This is a genomic window from Rhizobium johnstonii 3841, assembly GCF_000009265.1.
GTDB classification, from domain to species: Bacteria; Pseudomonadota; Alphaproteobacteria; order Rhizobiales; family Rhizobiaceae; genus Rhizobium; species Rhizobium acaciae.
On the sequence record NC_008380.1, the window covers coordinates 256,689 to 272,703 of the forward strand.

Below are 16,015 nucleotides of genomic sequence, written 5' to 3' on the forward strand. Positions count from 1 at the left end.
CTTCGCTCCAGCAATAGTCTGTTAACCCTAACAGACCGTTAAGGAACGATTCCTTGCGACCGCCGAAGGACAATCATGGCCCCCTATCAGTTCATCGAGAGACCAACCCCTTTCAACACGAAGGGCGGTTCGACGCTGCCGATCTTTGCCGTCACGCCTGCCCATATCGAGACCGGCACGATCGATCCGATCGCGCTCGATTGGGCGCGCAGGGCAGGCTACAAGGCTGAAAGCGGGTCGCTGCTGCTGATCCCGACGGCCGAAGGCCATCTCGGCGGCGCGCTTTACGGCCTCGGCACCAACCCATCCGAGCAACCTTACATCACCGGCAGGCTCGCCCGTGCGCTGCCGGCCGGCGACTGGCACATCGAGACCGCGCCGCTGACGGCAAATCGCCTGGCCCTCGGCTTTGGCCTCGGCAGCTACCGTTTCGACCGTTACAAATCCGAAAAATCGCCGGCGGCGACGCTGATGATCCCCCGCGATGCCGACGCCGCCGACATCAAGCGCCAGCTGGCCGGCGTCTTTCTTGCCCGCGACCTGATCAATACGCCGACGAACGACATGGGCCCGAACCAACTCGAGGCCGTTTTCCGTGGCCTGGCCGCACACTACAAGGCGGAGATGTCGGTTATATCAGGCGACGACCTGCTCACGCAGAACTTCCCGCTCGTCCATACCGTCGGCCGCGCTAGCGCGGATGCGCCGCGCCTTCTCGAGCTGCGCTGGGGCAAGAAGGGCCATCGCAAGGTGACGCTCGTCGGCAAGGGCGTCTGCTTCGACACCGGCGGTCTCGACATCAAGCCTGCTGCTTCCATGCTGCTGATGAAGAAGGACATGGGCGGCGCGGCGAATGTCATGGGACTTGCCTTGATGATCATGGACGCCAAGCTGAAGGTCGACCTGCGCGTTATCGTTCCGGTCGTCGAAAACGCGATCTCGTCCAATGCCTTCCGGCCCGGCGACATCTACCGGAGCCGCAAGGGCCTGACCGTCCAGATCGACAATACCGACGCCGAAGGCCGTTTGATCCTTGCCGATGCGCTTGCCTATGCCGACGAGGAAGAGCCCGAGCTGCTGATTGACATGGCGACGCTGACCGGCGCTGCCCGCGTTGCCCTTGGTCCGGATCTTCCGCCCTTCTTCACCGATGACGCCAATCTGGCGCATGACCTGACCGAAGCGAGCCTGGAAACCGACGATCCGATCTGGCGCCTGCCACTCTATTCCGGCTACGAAAAGGATATCCGCACCAAGTTCGCCGACCTCACCAACGCGCCGGCCGGCGGCATGGCAGGGGCGATCACCGCCGCCCTCTTTCTCAAGCGTTTCGTCAGCAAGGCGAAGAGCTGGGCGCATTTCGACATTTACGGCTGGGCCCAGTCCGAACGGCCGCATTCGCCGGGTGGTGGTGAAGCTCAGGCAATCCGCGCGCTCTTTCACCATATCCGCGAGAGCCTGCGCTGACGCCATGTTAAAGCGCGTCGCTGAGGCGCATCGCATGATCCCTGTTCACGCGCCGCGCCTGGCTGCCGATCGTTAAAATTTTATTCACCTTGCCGGGCGGCAATTTCTGCCGCCCCTTGCATGTGCATGGCAACTGCCGGAAAATGGAACGTTAGCGTAACGATCTTCCGGAGGGGCCGTGCCGATCGAACTGACCGCCTCGCAGGCGCTGGGGCTCTGGCATGGCGTGGCGCTCGATCAGGTTCGCCACGATGACCGCGATTTGACGTTGCGCCAGATGGCGATCCTGCTGCATATTTATCTGGTGCCGCCGCCGCACACGGTGCGCGGGCTTGCCGCCACGCTTGAGGTCACTAAGCCGGTCATTACCCGCGCCCTGGATACGATGGGCGAGATGGGCCTGGTCGATCGTGTGCGCGACGATGCCGACCGGCGCAACGTGATCATCAAGCGCACCGTCGGCGGTGCGCTCTACCTGGAAAATCTCGGCGATCTCATCCGAGATCAGGCCCGCCGGCTGCCGATCTGAAAGGAATGCGAATGACGATGCTCGACTGCCGCCTGCATGCCTACAGGTCTGATCTCGCGGAAGCCGGCCTCGAAGGCAAGGTCGAGGCGCCGCGTTTTACGGAAGGCACCCCGGCCCGCGTCGCCGTTCCGGTCGTGGCCTTGCGCCCTGAACCCGATCTTGCCCGCGGCATCGATACGGAACTGCTTCTCGGCGAGGATGTGACGGTTTTCGATCGCGCCGACGGCTGGTGCTGGGTGAAAGCCGCCTCGGACGGCTATGTCGGTTATGTCAAGGCAGACGCGCTCTTGGAAGGCCGGCCGGCGGCGACTCACATCGTCACCGTCCAGCGCACCTTCCTCTATCCCGAACCGGAACTGCGCAAGCCTCACCAGGCGATCCTGTCGATGGGAAGCCGCATTCATGTCGCCGGTGAGACGGAAGCGCGCGGCAATCGCTATGTCGTGCTCGAGGACGGAACGGCGATCTTCGCCAAGCACGTCCAGCCGATCGGTGCGCTCGATGGCGCCGACTACGTGGAGATCGTCGCCCGTTTCCTGGAAACGCCCTATCTCTGGGGCGGACGTTCCGGCCTCGGCATCGATTGCTCCGGCCTCGTCCAGCTGGCGATGCTGATGACGGGCAGAGCTGCGCCACGCGATACCGATATGCAGGCGGCAGGCCTCGGCCAGCCGATCGACCGATCCGAACTCCGCCGTGGCGACCTGGTATTCTGGAAGGGCCATGTCGCCGTCTTCGAAGATCCGGAAACCATTCTGCACGCCAATGGCCATAGCATGACGGTGGCGCGCGAGAATTTCGCGGCCGCGGTCGAGCGCATCGGCTGGCTCTACGAGCAACCGACCGGCTATCGCCGACCGATCAGCTGATCAGCCGATCGGAGGCTGCGGCCATGATCTCACTCCGCCCATCCAATCCTCGAAAGCCTTCGACAGTCTGAGCACCCGCATGTCGTCGAAGCGCGGCCCGACGATCTGCAACCCGATCGGCATGCCCGAGCGGGAGAAACCGCAATTGATCGAGGCGGCCGGCTGCTCCGACATGTTCCAAGGCACCGTGAAACCGATATGTTCGAACGGCAGGGCCGGATCGTTGGTCGGCGATGCCCATTCGGCCGGATAGGAGATGATCGGATTGGTCGGCGAAAGCAGGGCGTCGACCTCGGTGAACAGCCGTCCGCAGCTCTTGCGCATCTCGATCGTCTGGTTGAAGCCCCTGACCGCATCGACGCCGCTGATGTCGGCGCCACCCATCGCCCAATCCCTGATATAGGGCAGGATGCTGTCGCGCCGTTCTTCATCGAGATCGGCGATATCGCCCCACAGCCGGGACCGCCAGAAATTGTCGAGCCCATCCAGCATTGCGCGTGTCAGCACCGGCTGGACCGATAGAATGGTTGCGCCGGCCGCCTCGAACTGTTTCGCTGCCGTTTCGACCGCGGTCCTGATCTCGTCGTCCACCGCAAGCCCGCATCCGGCATCGAGCATCAACCCGATCTTCATGCCCGACAGGTCGATGTCGAGATCCATCCAGTTGAAATCGTTCGGCGGCAGGCTGGTGCCGTCGCGCCAGTCCGGCCGTGACAGTGTCGCCATCGAAAAGGCCGCATCCTCGACCGTGCGCGCCATCGGCCCGACGCAGCGCCCGACATAATAGGGATCGGCCGGAATGCGCCCATGGCTCGGTTTGAAGCCGAAGATGCCGGTCCAGCCGGCGGGAAGGCGCACCGAACCGCCGATATCGGTGCCGATATGCAGCGGTCCGTAGCCGGCGGCTGCCGCCGCGGAAGCCCCAGCACTCGATCCGCCGGGATTCTGCGTGATGTCCCAAGGATTGCGGCTGAGAGGATGAAAGCTCGAAAGGCCGGAGGAAAGCATGCCGTAATCAGGGCAGGTGGTCTTTGCGAAGATCACCGCGCCGTCTTCCCGCAGCCGGGCGGCGGCCGGCGCATCGGCGTCCGCGGGTTTGAGTTCCACTGCCCTCGTGCCTGATGGTACCGGTTGGCCCTTCGTGGCGATCAGCTCTTTCAGCGTCACCGGGATTCCGTCGAGAGGGCCCAGCGTTTCTGCCTTCGCCCAGCGCTCCGTCGACGCTTTCGCCTGGGCGCGCGCCGATTCCGGATCGTAGAGGTAGAGTGCCGAAATCGAAGGCTCCCAGGCGGCGATATGGTCTTCGAGGGCGAGCCAGTATTCGAGAGGGGAGAGGCTCTTATCGGCGAAGCGCTGCCTGAGTTCGTGGATGGTAAGGTCGGTTTCGGTCATGGCATGGTCTTTCGGGCTTTTCGTCTTGGGAGGACATCAGCGGCTCGCCTCGCGCGGGTCGAGCAGATCGCGCAAACCGTCGCCGAGCATGTTGAAGCCGAAGACGGTGAGCGCGATGGCAAGGCCGGGCAGGATCGCCAGCCAGGGAGCAAGCGCCAGATAGGTTTGCGCATCGGCAAGCATCCGGCCCCAGGTCGGCGCCGGCGGCGCCATGCCGAGCCCGAGGAAGCTGAGACCCGCTTCGGTCAGGATCGCCAGCCCCAACTGGATCGCGCCATGTACGATGATCTGGCTGATGATATTCGGCAGCACATGGCGCAGCGAAATGGTCAGGCGGGTATTGCCGATGGCGCGCGCCGCCGTCACATAGTCGCGGCTCCAGGCCTGCAGCGAGGTCGCAAGCGTCACGCGGGCAAAGACCGGAATCATGAAGACGGCGATCGCAGTGATCGCGGTGAACCGCCCTGGCCCTAGAAAGGCGCCGAGCACCATGGCGGACAGGATTGGCGGCAGGGCGAAGATGACATCGCAGATGCGCATCAGCAGCGCTTCGAAAGGACCGCGGATTGCCGCTGCCGAAATGCCGGCGATTGAGCCGAGCGTCCCGCCGATCGTAACCGCGGTGATGGCGATCGACAGTGAATTCCAACAGCCCGCCATCAGCATCGAAAGCACATCGTGGCCGAACTGGTCCGTGCCGAGCAGGCCGAAGGCAAGCGGCGGCTGCAGCTTGTGGATGATCTGCATTTTCGCCGGCGGCAGCGGTGTCCAGACGAGCGACAGCAGCGCAACGGCGACCAGCAGGCCGATGATGACAGCCCCTGCAATCAGGTTCATTCGCCGGCTAAGTCTAAAGACTCGACGGCGACCTGCAATTGCGGTGGATGCGATCGGTACCATGTTTCAGGCCGCCTTTCTCATCCTGGGATCGATCGCCATATAGGAGAGATCGACGATGAAATTCATCACGATGACCAGGCCTGCGAAGAACAGCACGACATCCTGCATGACGATGATGTCGCGCTGGGAGAGCGCCTGAAGGGCGAGCCGTCCGAGGCCGGGCAGGTTGAAGACGTTTTCCACCAGCACCGCGCCGGCGACGAGAAAGGTGAATTGCAGCCCGATCATCGTCAGGATCGGGATCAGCGCATTCGGCACGATATGGCGCCACAGCACCGCACTGCGGGACAGCCCCTTGGCGACCGCGGTGCGGGCAAAATCCTCATGCATCGTGTCGAGCACCGCCGAGCGCGCCACCCGCGTCAACACGCCCGCCTGCGGCATCGCCAGCGCGACGGCGGGCATAACCAGCGCCTGCAATGCCGGCGTGAGGCCGGCGCTCCAGCCCGGGAAACCGCCGGCCGGCATCAGCCCGAGCATCGTCGAAAACAGGATGATCAACAGCAGCGCCACCCAGAAGGCAGGCACGGCGATGCTGATCTGAGAAAACAGCGTCGCGATGACGTCGAAGATACCGCCGCGGCGCGAGGCGGCCAACACGCCGAGCGGCAGGGCAATCGCCACCGAAAGCACGATCGCCATCAGCGCCAGCGGCAGCGTTACCGCCAGCCGCTCGACGATCAACCCAGCGACCGGTACGCCATAGGTCAGGGAATTGCCGAGATCGCCGGAGAGCACGCCGGCTAGCCATTGCCCGTAGCGCAGCAGCAGCGGCTGGTCGAGGCCGAGACTGTGACGGAGCGCTGCAAGCGTTTCCGGTGTTGCCGAGGTGCCGAGCATGATCGAGGCGGGATCGCCGGGCAGAAGGTCCATGACGGCGAAGATCAGCAGCGAGACGACGACAAGCGTGACGATGAGACCGACGAAGCGGCGGGCGAGGAGTGGTATCATGCGTGCCACGCTTTCGATGTGGAACGGAGAAGGCTGCGACCGTCATTGGACGGTTCACTATGCGGCTTCCCCTGGCTCATCGTGCCTCTCAATCCGCCTGACCTACCTCTCTCACTCGTCCCAGGAAACACCAGACAGCACGTTGGAAGGGATCGGCTCGTTCTCCCACAGGCCCTTCAGCTTTTTGTCCCAGACGCCGAGTTTCGGCATAACGAAGAGGTAGAGCGCCGGCACGTCCTCGGCGAGGATCTTCTGCGCTTCGCCATAGATCGCACTCTGCGCGGCGGGATCGGCCGTCTCCTGGACCTTCTTCATCAGCGCGTTGAAAGCAGGGTTCTTGTAGTTGAAATAATAGGGATCGCGCGCATAGATGTCGATGTCGAGCGGTTCGGCATGGGCAACGATCGTCATGTCGAAGTTGCGGTCCTTCATGATGTCCTGGACCCACTTCGCCGGAAATTCGGTCGGCTCGATATTCATCGTCACGCCGATCTCGGCAAACATCGCCTGCATCACCTGGGCGCTGCGCGGGGCATAGGCCATCTGCGGCGATTTGATCGTGAAGGTGAAGCCGTTGGGGTAGCCGGCTTCGGCAAGCAACGCCTTCGCCTTCTCGACGTCGTAGGGCAGCACGCCCGTCATGTCCTGATAGCCCGGATCGTTCGGCGTGTAATGGCTGCCGATCGGCGTGCCGAGGCCGGACCACGCGCCGTCGATCACCGTCTTGCGGTCGATCGCCATCATCAGCGCCTGGCGGACGCGTTTGTCGTCGAACGGCTTCTTGGCAGTGTTCATGCCCGCAACGACCTTGAGTTCGGTATTGCCGATCCTGGTGACGAGCCTCGCATCGCCATCGAAAGAACTCATCAGTTCAGGTGCTGCAAATTCCGGAAAGGCATCGAGATCGCCGGATTTCAGCGCAGCCGCCTGCGCCTGCGGATCGGCAATAAAGCGGAAGGTCACCTTGTCGAGCTTGGCGGCCGCATCCTTGTTCCAGTAATCGGCATTCCTGGCGAGTTCGACCTTGTCGCCCTTCGCCCAGCTGGCGAATTTGAACGGACCTGTGCCCACTGGCGTAGTCTTGTCGTCGGCAGCCGTCTTCGGTGCGACCATCACCGAGGCCGGCCAGCCGAGCCAGTAGATCAGGCTGCCGGTCGGTGCCGAGAGATGCAGCACCAGCGTTTCGGCATCGGGCGTATCGATCGAGGCGATCGAGGCGAAAAAGCGCTTCTGCGGATTGACCGAATCCGCGCCGCGGGCGCGGTCGAGCGAAAACTTGGCGCTCGCGGCATCGAAGGCCTCGCCGTCATGGAATTTGACGCCGGTCTGCAGCTTGAACGTATAGGTCAGGCCATCGGGAGAGATCTCCCAGCTTTTCGCCAGCTGCGGCTGGATCTTACCGGCCTGGTCGATCGTCACCAGGCCCTCGAACACGTTCTGCCAGATCACCTGGCCGATTGCGACCGGCGCTGCGATCGTCGGGTCGAGACCGGTCGGCTCGACGCTCATGCCGAGATTGAGCGTGGTCTTCGCCGCCTCGGCCGGCGTCATCGCCGTCATCACCAGACCGGCCGAAAGCGCGGCACTGAGCGAAAGCCGCCGGGCCAAACGCGCTGAAGGCGCAAACGAAAGCTTGATCATCATGTTCCCTTATCTGGCCGCGAGTCGATGACGACGACCTTTTGCGAGGAGAGTGACACTATGCCGGTGCACACACAATGACGATTTTGTGTGCTCAGTGTAGCCAAAAAAGCTACACCGTAAATCTGCGGGCAATGCAAGCTCGAAGCGTCAGTCTTTCGTCTCGGCCCGGCGGTTCGTACGCTCGCGCATGAACCTTTCGATGAAGTCGAGCAATTTCGTCGCGGCGAAGGACAGCTGCCGGTCCGGCGCGACGCAGAGATCGACATGGGTGCGGATGCCGGTTTTGCCGGCCAGTGGAATGGCAAGGAGCTGACCCGCCTCGATCTCGCGGCGGACGGTCAGCGCCGGCAGCAGCGTGACCGCAGCCCCGCTGAGCACAAGTTCCTTCAGCATTTCGAGCGAGCTGGTGACGAAGACGGGATCGAGGCTCAACCCTTCCTTCTCGAACAGCGCGTCGAAGGCCTGGCGGAAGCCGAAGGATTGATCCGGCAGCGCCAATGCGTAGTCGGCAAGCATCCTCAGCGGGATCTCGGCATGCGCGGCGGCCGGATGTTGCGGCGTGGCGATGAGATCATAGCCGATCTCGGAGCGCAGCCGCACCTTGGTGCCGGACATCGGTGGCGCAAACAGCGTCACCGCAATATCCGCCTCGGCGCTGTTGACGGCATCGATCGCCTGCCGCGCGCTGGTGATCGTCACGGTAAAACGCAGCTTCGGATATTTCAGGCTGAATTCGGCAAGCGCCGGCGCCAGCAGATTGGCGACGGTGGCGCCATTGGCATAGATGCTGACGCGGCCGCGCTGCAGGCCCTTCAGGTCTTCGATCAGCTGCTGCACATGATCGAGCTCGCGCAGCGTCCGACCGGCGCGGGCGGCAAGCAGCTCGCCGGCGGCCGTCAGCTTGACACCACGGGCGCTGCGTTCGACGAGCGGCGCGCCGAAATGATATTCGAGGTTCTCGATCTGCCGGCTGATCGCCGTCGGCGCGACATTGAGATTCTCGGCCGCCTGGCGCATCGAATTGGTCCTGACCAGCTCGTCGAAATACATCAGCGCCCGGATCTGCATTCACGTCTCTCCACCATTCGGCATATTGGATCTGTAGAGAGTCTGACCCTATTCAATCAGCTGCTGCTCGCATAGCGGTCGCGCCAGGCCTTTTGCGCGCCCTCGACCGGCAGCGCGGTCGCCGCGTAGACGCCACGGGCGATCGCCCGCGCCATGACGATGGTCGCGAGGTGGCAAAGCTCCATCAGGCTTGCCATGTCGTCTCTTTGATGCCGGGCCGTTGAAGCGGCAAAGACGGTATCGCCGTCGAGCGGCAGGTGCGCCGGCAGCAGTGCCCTGGCAAACCCGTCATGGCCGGCAAGCGATAGCCGGTGCGCCTCGGCCTTCGTCAGCTGCGCATCGGTCACCACTGCGCCGATCGTCGTTGCCGGCGTGTTCATGCCCTTGAGCCGCATCCGGTGGTCGGCCACATCAGGCATGCCGAGCCCGCCGAATTCCGCGTCTTTTTCAAAGGGTGCCGCCCAGAAATGCGGCCCGTCGCCGATCGTTGCCGAACCGAGCGCATTGACGGCGACGATCGCCGCGACGCGATGCCCGGCGCTGCTGACGGCGCTGGCCGAGCCGAGCCCGCCCTTGACGGTGGCGGTCGTCGCTCCCGTGCCGGCACCTGTCGTGCCGAGCGCGAATGTGCCCTTGGCCGCGGCCTGCAGTGCCGTGTAACCCATGTCGCGATAGGGCGAGTGAAGACCCCAATCCTTGTCGCCGCCGTTCAGCAGGTCCATCAGGATTGCCTGCGGCACGATCGGAATGCGCACCGGCCCGACGGCAAAGCCGCGGCCGAGTTCGCGCAGGCCCGCCTGCACGCCGCCGGCGGCATCCAGCCCGAAGGCCGAGCCGCCGGAGAGTACGAAGGCATCCACGGCATTGACGGTCATCGACGGATCGAGCAGGCCGGTGTCGCGCCCGCCGGGCGCACCGCCGAGCACCGTGCCGGATGCGACGACCGGTTCGTCGAAGACGATGACCGTGACGCCGGAACCGAGCACAAGGTCGGTCGCATGGCCGACGGAAACGCCTTCGATATCGGTGATGAGGTTGAGAAGATCGGGCAAGGGCGGATCCTTATGCGGAAAGGCGGCCGGTAGGACTGTACTGCATAATTCCTTAAATCGGAATCGATTCAAGGATAAAATTATGCAGCAATTCAAAGTGTTACAGCGTCCTTTGCGCGTCTGATAAAGACGCGCGGCGCTGTAATGTCCTCAAAAAACAAGACCGGCCCCATTTGGCGGGACCGGTCGGACATCGGGAAAAGCCGTGAATGCTAATCGCGGCCTCATGCCCTCAGGCATGAAGCGGCTTGGGATGACGGCGGGTCATCAGGTCATGGATGGCCAGCCGCACCTCGTCCGGCGAGCCGAAACGCTGCTCGTCGAGGTCGTGGACATGAAATTTCACGGCGATGAACTTCAGCCGGTCTTCATCGGGAATGACGATCCCGACGGGAACGCCTGCATATTCGATAACTTGCTTCTTCATAGATAGAACTCCTGCCGCGCGATATGCGCAGCCATGGCGAATTGACTTGTCTGGTACCGTTGAAAGGAGGACGAACGTCACATTCGACAGTTCGGGCGGGAGAGGGCGCCCGGACGGTCATTGCCAAGCACAGATCGCCCAAGGAGATCGGCGAGAATATCGATGTCTATCATGCTCGTTCCTTGTGTTGGCGTTGCACTTGAGTGGTCCCGGTAGAGCCCGGGGCCGGTGAAGGCTGTCTTCGATAATCTACTAACTTGGTAGAGATTACCCGATAGCCTGTCAGAAACATATTCCGAAACGTGTCAAAATATCGACGATCCGAAAAAATTCATTCCGTCATAGCCCGAACTTACAGAAAGAAACATATCAGCTCTTCGTTAAATTCGCATGACAGAATCGAACTTCGATCGATCACCGCCGCAGAGATAGGAAGCCTTGCTGTATCAGGCAATGGCCCGTTTCATTAAAAATCGACATGCCTCGAAATGACCGATTTGGTTAATGCTGGAAGCCCTGTGTCACCAGCCTTCTTCGAGCACCTTCTCCAGCATGTCCGCGAAAAAATCGGCGCTGTCGATGCTGAGGCAGAGCGGCGGTTTGATCTTCAGCACATTTTGGTGATCGCCGGTCGGCTGCATGATGACGCCGAGTTCGAGAAGCCGGTCGCAGATTGCAGCCGTCTCTTCCGTCGCCGGCTCCAGCGTCGTTCTGTCGCGGACGAATTCGAGGCCGAGATAGAGGCCCATGCCGTGCACGGCGCCCGCAATCGGATGGCGGTCGATCAGCGCGGCGAGCCGCGCCTTCAGATGATCGCCGACCGTCCGGGCATTTTCCTGCAGCTTTTCCTCGGCCATGATGTCGAGCACCGTCATGCCGGCGACGCAACTGACCGGGCTGCCGCCGGTGGAGGAAAAGAAAGTGCCCTCCTTCTCCAACGATTGCGCAATCTCCCGCGTGGTGATGACGGCGCCGAGCGGATGGCCGTTGCCCATGCCCTTGGCGACGGTGATGATATCAGGCACGACGCCCTGCTGCTGGAAGCCCCAGAAATAATGCCCGAGCCTGGCATAGCCGACCTGCACTTCGTCGGCGATGCAGAGGCCGCCGCGAGCGCGTACCTGCGCATAGAGCTCTTTGAGATAGCCTTCCGGCAATGGAATGCCGCCGGCATTGCCGTAGACCGATTCGGCGATGAAGCCCGCAAGGCCTTCGCCCGCAGCATCTATCGCCTCCAGCACCGGCGTCGCCATGCCGAGATAATCCGCTGCCGTATCGGGACCACGGAAGTCGCCGCGATAGGTGTTCGGCGAAACGATGGTATGCACCCAGTCCGGCCGGGTGGTCGGTGCCTGCGGATTGTCGGCGATCGAGGTGGAGACGGCATCGCTCGCCGCCGACCAGCCATGATAGGCTTCGAGCAGGCAGAGCATGTTGCGCGCGCCGCTATGGGCTTGCGCGAGCCGAAGCGCCAGATCGTTCGCCTCCGAGCCGCTGTTGACCAGGAAGACCGCGTCGAGCCCATCCGGCGACAGGGCGGCGAGGCGTTCGGAAAATTCCGTGATCGCGGCATAGTGGAAGCGCGAATTCGTGTTGAGCCGCAGCCATTGCGCGCCGATCGCCGCCGCGAACCTGGGATGGCCATGGCCGAGAATGGTGACGTTGTTGACCATGTCGAGATAGGCGCGGCCCTCGACATCGAACAAATGTTCCTTCCAGCCGCGCTCGATCTGCGGCGGCGCCGCATAATAATTCTTCTGCGGCCTTGCGAGATGCGCCCGCCGCCTGGCGAAGAGCGCGGCGGTTTCAGGTTGCGGCGCATCCGCTTGCGGGCTGAGAAGCAGCGAAGGCGAAGGGCAGAGCACCGACCAGGCTGCCGCCGCGCGCGGTGAGGCAAAGAGCGGCGGTTCGAGACCGGCGACGCTGCAAAGCTGGACGCGCAGCCCGCCGAGCGACGACGCCTCTCCGAAAACCGTGCCGAGCGAATCGCCGGCGGCAATCTCGGCTCCATCGTCGACCGAGAGGTCGAGCCCATCGAGATGCAGGGTCATGTTGTCGCCGGCGAGCGTCAGATGCTGGTCCTTCCAGCCGATGCGGCCGGCAAACGGCGCGGCAATCGCGCTGCCTGCGGCAAGGCATATGTCGACATGCAGGGCGCAGGTCGCCTGTCCCCTCGCAGTTCCCGCGCGGGAAAGCCGATATTCGCCGTAGCGCGTCGCTGCCGTACCGTTTTCGGTTGCCATGCGAGCAAGCAGCCGCCAGTCCATGTCGGTATTCAGCCAGTTGCCGGCGGAAAAATGCGGGCTCCGCACCCCAAGATCGACGTAGGCGATCCCGGCGGGATCGATGTCGGGCAGCAACGGCAGCCATCCCGACGTTTCCGGCGCGGCGACATCTGCGCCGGCTGCCTTGAGGATCGCCGCTTCCATGAGATCGAAGGGAACCGACATCGCCGTATCGAAGATCGCCCGCTCGCGGTCGAGATTGCCGCGGACATAGTCATTGTCGGGATCGACCGAAATCTGCTGCTCGCCGCTGGCAACGAGAATGACCGCGCGTGCGACGATCAGCGGCCAGAGCGCCTTCAGTTCCTCCTCGCTCAGCGGATAGATCGCCTGATAAGCGGTGACGGCGGGCAGGATATAAAAGGGGTCGCCATCTGCCTGATGCAGCAGCGAAGCGCAGGTGACGGCGAGGTCGCCGACCAGCCAGCCGCGGATGATGTCGCCGAAATCGATCACCCCGTCGGGGATGATATGGCCATGAGCGTCACGGTGGCCGACGACATTGTCGCCGGTGACGTCGTGATGCACGGCCTGCAGCCGAAGCGCCGGCGCCAACGGCTGGATGCGGCGGACGGCCATCACCATGGTCTTGGCGATCCGGTCGCGCGCCGCACTGTCGGTGATGGCCGAAAGCAGCTGCACGGCAACGGGACCTGCCCGTCTGAGATCCCATTGCAAGCTGCGGTCGAGACCGGGATGGTTGAAATCGGCAAGCGCCTGCGCCAGCCTGGCGCAGAGCGCGCCCAGCGCCGCCACGGAAGCCGGCGCCAGATAGGTCAGCTCCGTCAGCCCCTGGCCTTCCAGATATTCCAGCAGCCGGACCTGATAGCCCTGCCCACGCACGGTAAGGACGACGATCTCCCGCCCGTCATTGGTGGCGATCACCTTCGGAACGCGCGGCGCACCTTGCCTGCTTTTGAGGTGACGGATCGCCGCATTCTGTGCTTCGAGCTCGCGGATCTCGTAGGCGGCATGGCAGATCTTCAGGACGTAACGACCCCTGTCGCTATCGACGCGATAATTTCGATCCTGCTGGCTGCCGAGTTCGGCAAGCCTTCCGGAGAGGCTGTAATGCGCAAGGAGGATCTCTTCCACGTCGGTGGCGGTCACGTCGGGGCGCGGCAGTGCCATGCGATCAACAAGCGCCTCGTCGGTCATGACACCCCTCCCGCAGCATGATTCGATTACCTATTGAACGAGATAATCAAGTACTTGCTGCTGGCAGGCAACGGGGATTGTCGTTTGCCAGCAAAAGAGATGCACGGCTGCGCTCAGCCCATGCGTTCGGAGGCGTAGCCACCCGGGCTTGCCGGGAAGACCACGGTGCGGTTGCCGTTCAGGAAGGTGCGGTGATGGATGTGGGCATGGATGGCACGCGCCAGCACCTGGCTTTCGACGTCGCGACCGATCGAGACGTAGTCGTCGGGCGACTGCGCATGGGTGATGCGCGCCGTGTCCTGCTCGATGATCGGGCCTTCGTCGAGATCGGCGGTGACGTAATGCGCCGTCGCGCCGATCAGCTTCACGCCGCGGCCGTAGGCCTGCTTGTAGGGATTGGCGCCCTTGAAGCTCGGCAGGAAGGAATGGTGGATATTGATGATCTTCCCGGACATTTTCTGGCACATCGCATCCGAAAGCACCTGCATGTAACGCGCCAGCACGATCAGTTCGGTGCCCGTCTGTTCGACGATATCCATGATCTGGCCTTCGGCCTGCAGCTTGTTCTCCTTCGTCACCTTGATGTGGTGGAAGGGGATGTCGTGGTTGACCACGACCTTCTGGTAATCGAAATGGTTGGAGACGACGCCGACGATATCGATCGGCAGGGCGCCGATCTTCCAGCGGTAAAGCAGGTCGTTCAGACAATGGCCGAAGCGCGACACCATCAACAGCACCTTCATGCGGGCATTGCCGTCATGGATCTCGGCATCCATGGCGAACCGCTTGCAGATCGGCTCGAAGCCTTCCTTGAGTTCGGCAAGCGGCACGCCTTCCTCCGAGATGAAGCTCACCCGCGTGAAGAATTTGCCGGTATCGAGATCGTCGAACTGCGAACTATCGACGATGTTGCAGCCCTTGTCGGCCAGATAGCTCGAAATCGCCGCCACGATGCCGCGCGTCGACTTGCAGGATACCGTCAATACGTAACTTGTCATGTCTTTCCCTCTTCCCTCTCCAAGGCCGCCGCTGTGCTTAGATCAAAGCCCGGACCGCGAATAGGCCGGCGCACTTTCATTCATGCGACAAATTGCAAGATAAACCATCACGCTTGTGCAAGTTCTGTCATTGCTCAGTCTGAAGCTTAGGAGAAGTTGCGCGAAAAACTGTACCGTCAGCGCCGCTTGGATGCGTATTCTCGCCTTCGACGCGCTTTAGGCCGGCGGCCGGCTCGCCACCGCAACCTTCCGGCGGCGCGGCGAGGTGATCTCATGGATGATCGCACCACCGATCGACGAGAGCACCAGCGAGAGGATCACAAAGAGCACCGGCTGCTGCAGGATGCCGATCGGCAGGCGGTCGGCGGCGACCCTAAGAAAAGCCAGCGTGAAGGCGTGGGTGATATAGATGCTATAGGAGCAGTCGCCGAGATAGTTCAGCCATCCGATCACCGGCAACTTGGAAAAATCGATGGAGATCGCGCCGTAGACGATGAAGATCGCCGGGATTCCCCAGGCATAGAACCGGCTTTCCGGTGGCATCAGCGCCTCGTTGATGAAGAGAAACGCAAAGCCCATGGCAAGAGCCGCCCAAGCCCAGCGGTTCGGCAGAAGCACCTTCTGCCCGTAGAGCCAGCCGAGCACGACACCGGCGAGGAATTCCAGCATGATCGGTTCGCCGTAGAACCGGGTCACAGTCGTTTCCGGCAGCAGCCGGCAGGCGATCAGGATGACGGCAAAGACGGCAAACATCGCCGGGATACGCCGAGCTTCCTGTAGCGGCAATAGCAGCGCAAAGATGAAGTAGAAGAACATTTCGTAATTCAGCGTCCAGCCTGGAACGACCACCGGCGTGATCGTGCTGGGATCGGCGGGATTGGCCCATGGCAGGAAGAACAGCGAGGCTGCGAGATGCGGCAGGTCGAACACCGTCGATTTCAGCAATGATGGAGCGACCAGCGCCACTGTCGCCGAAAACAGCGTTGCCAGCCAGTAGAGCGGCACGATCCTCTTGATGCGCCGGCGGGCAAAATCGATCGGGCTCATGCCGCGTCCGCTCGTCGTCAGCCACATCACGAAACCGCTCAAGACGAAGAAGATGTCGACGCCGGTTTCGCCATAGACGAAGGCGGTGGCATCGACTGCGGGGTTGACCTTGGCAAGCTGCAATACCGCGTGGAAATAGACGACCATCAGCGCCGCGATGGCGCGCAGATATTGAAGCTGGACAAGCATCGAGCGTCTTGCTCCCTAGAGCATGATGCCGAAAAGTGT

Annotated in this window: 13 protein-coding genes; 3 read left to right on the forward strand and 10 right to left on the reverse strand. The window is 62.5% G+C overall.

Translation table 11 applies throughout. The features are described 5' to 3' along the window. The first annotated feature begins 75 nt into the window (after window positions 1–75). The 3 genes from RL_RS01170 (at window position 76) to RL_RS01180 (ending at window position 2,865) form a co-directional block, all read left to right on the forward strand. On the forward strand, window positions 76–1,467 hold the full coding sequence (locus tag RL_RS01170) for a leucyl aminopeptidase (RefSeq protein ID WP_011650030.1): 1,392 nt from the start codon (window positions 76–78) through the stop codon (window positions 1,465–1,467). A gap of 178 nt (window positions 1,468–1,645) precedes the next feature. Then, window positions 1,646–1,996, forward strand: a complete 351-nt coding sequence (locus RL_RS01175; RefSeq protein WP_011650031.1) for a MarR family transcriptional regulator — start codon at window positions 1,646–1,648, stop codon at window positions 1,994–1,996. Window positions 1,997–2,007: 11 nt separating this feature from the next. Continuing rightward, complete coding sequence (locus tag RL_RS01180; RefSeq protein WP_011650032.1) at window positions 2,008–2,865, forward strand: NlpC/P60 family protein; 858 nt, start codon at window positions 2,008–2,010, stop codon at window positions 2,863–2,865. Here the strand turns inward: RL_RS01180 and RL_RS01185 are convergent, their stop codons facing one another. From RL_RS01185 to RL_RS01230, 10 genes are all read right to left on the reverse strand, one after another. Then, window positions 2,866–4,257, reverse strand: coding sequence for an amidase (locus RL_RS01185; RefSeq protein ID WP_011650033.1), 1,392 nt, complete (start codon window positions 4,255–4,257; stop codon window positions 2,866–2,868). Between the two features lie 36 nt (window positions 4,258–4,293). Beyond that, on the reverse strand, window positions 4,294–5,157 hold the full coding sequence (locus tag RL_RS01190) for an ABC transporter permease (RefSeq protein ID WP_011650034.1): 864 nt from the start codon (window positions 5,155–5,157) through the stop codon (window positions 4,294–4,296). A 3-nt stretch (window positions 5,158–5,160) separates the two neighbouring features. Beyond that, the gene (locus RL_RS01195) at window positions 5,161–6,108 is read right to left on the reverse strand and encodes an ABC transporter permease (RefSeq protein ID WP_011650035.1); all 948 of its coding nucleotides are present in this window, start codon (window positions 6,106–6,108) and stop codon (window positions 5,161–5,163) included. 111 nt (window positions 6,109–6,219) lie between these two features. Continuing rightward, complete coding sequence (locus RL_RS01200; RefSeq protein WP_011650036.1) at window positions 6,220–7,749, reverse strand: ABC transporter substrate-binding protein; 1,530 nt, start codon at window positions 7,747–7,749, stop codon at window positions 6,220–6,222. A gap of 150 nt (window positions 7,750–7,899) precedes the next feature. Continuing rightward, window positions 7,900–8,820 (reverse strand): LysR family transcriptional regulator, encoded by a 921-nt coding sequence (locus tag RL_RS01205; protein WP_011650037.1) that lies wholly within the window; start codon window positions 8,818–8,820, stop codon window positions 7,900–7,902. A 56-nt stretch (window positions 8,821–8,876) separates the two neighbouring features. After that, a complete protein-coding gene (locus RL_RS01210; RefSeq protein WP_011650038.1) occupies window positions 8,877–9,872 on the reverse strand; it encodes a P1 family peptidase in 996 nt (331 codons plus the stop codon). Window positions 9,873–10,104: 232 nt separating this feature from the next. Further along, window positions 10,105–10,299 carry a hypothetical protein gene (locus RL_RS01215; RefSeq protein ID WP_003544544.1) on the reverse strand — a complete coding sequence of 65 codons (195 nt, stop codon included), beginning with the start codon at window positions 10,297–10,299 and terminating at the stop codon, window positions 10,105–10,107. Window positions 10,300–10,820: 521 nt separating this feature from the next. Continuing rightward, on the reverse strand, window positions 10,821–13,742 hold the full coding sequence (locus tag RL_RS01220; RefSeq protein ID WP_011650040.1) for an aminotransferase: 2,922 nt from the start codon (window positions 13,740–13,742) through the stop codon (window positions 10,821–10,823). 113 nt (window positions 13,743–13,855) lie between these two features. After that, window positions 13,856–14,740, reverse strand: coding sequence for a formyltetrahydrofolate deformylase (gene purU / locus RL_RS01225; RefSeq protein ID WP_011650041.1), 885 nt, complete (start codon window positions 14,738–14,740; stop codon window positions 13,856–13,858). Window positions 14,741–14,956: 216 nt separating this feature from the next. Then, window positions 14,957–15,976, reverse strand: a complete 1,020-nt coding sequence (locus RL_RS01230) for an acyltransferase family protein (protein WP_011650042.1) — start codon at window positions 15,974–15,976, stop codon at window positions 14,957–14,959. Window positions 15,977–16,015 lie beyond the last annotated feature (39 nt).

Excerpts from the sequence above, each read along its gene's own strand:
- RL_RS01215 (WP_003544544.1), bottom strand. The coding sequence starts at position 10,299 with ATGAAGAAGCAAGTTATCGAATATGCAGGCGTTCCCGTCGGGATCGTC.
- RL_RS01230 (WP_011650042.1), bottom strand. The coding sequence starts at position 15,976 with ATGCTTGTCCAGCTTCAATATCTGCGCGCCATCGCGGCGCTGATGGTC.
- RL_RS01220 (WP_011650040.1), bottom strand. The coding sequence starts at position 13,742 with ATGACCGACGAGGCGCTTGTTGATCGCATGGCACTGCCGCGCCCCGAC.
- RL_RS01180 (WP_011650032.1), top strand. The coding sequence starts at position 2,008 with ATGACGATGCTCGACTGCCGCCTGCATGCCTACAGGTCTGATCTCGCG.
- RL_RS01185 (WP_011650033.1), bottom strand. The coding sequence starts at position 4,257 with ATGACCGAAACCGACCTTACCATCCACGAACTCAGGCAGCGCTTCGCC.
- RL_RS01170 (WP_011650030.1), top strand. The coding sequence starts at position 76 with ATGGCCCCCTATCAGTTCATCGAGAGACCAACCCCTTTCAACACGAAG.
- RL_RS01205 (WP_011650037.1), bottom strand. The coding sequence starts at position 8,820 with ATGCAGATCCGGGCGCTGATGTATTTCGACGAGCTGGTCAGGACCAAT.
- RL_RS01190 (WP_011650034.1), bottom strand. The coding sequence starts at position 5,157 with ATGGTACCGATCGCATCCACCGCAATTGCAGGTCGCCGTCGAGTCTTT.
- RL_RS01195 (WP_011650035.1), bottom strand. The coding sequence starts at position 6,108 with ATGATACCACTCCTCGCCCGCCGCTTCGTCGGTCTCATCGTCACGCTT.
- purU (WP_011650041.1), bottom strand. The coding sequence starts at position 14,740 with ATGACAAGTTACGTATTGACGGTATCCTGCAAGTCGACGCGCGGCATC.
- RL_RS01200 (WP_011650036.1), bottom strand. The coding sequence starts at position 7,749 with ATGATCAAGCTTTCGTTTGCGCCTTCAGCGCGTTTGGCCCGGCGGCTT.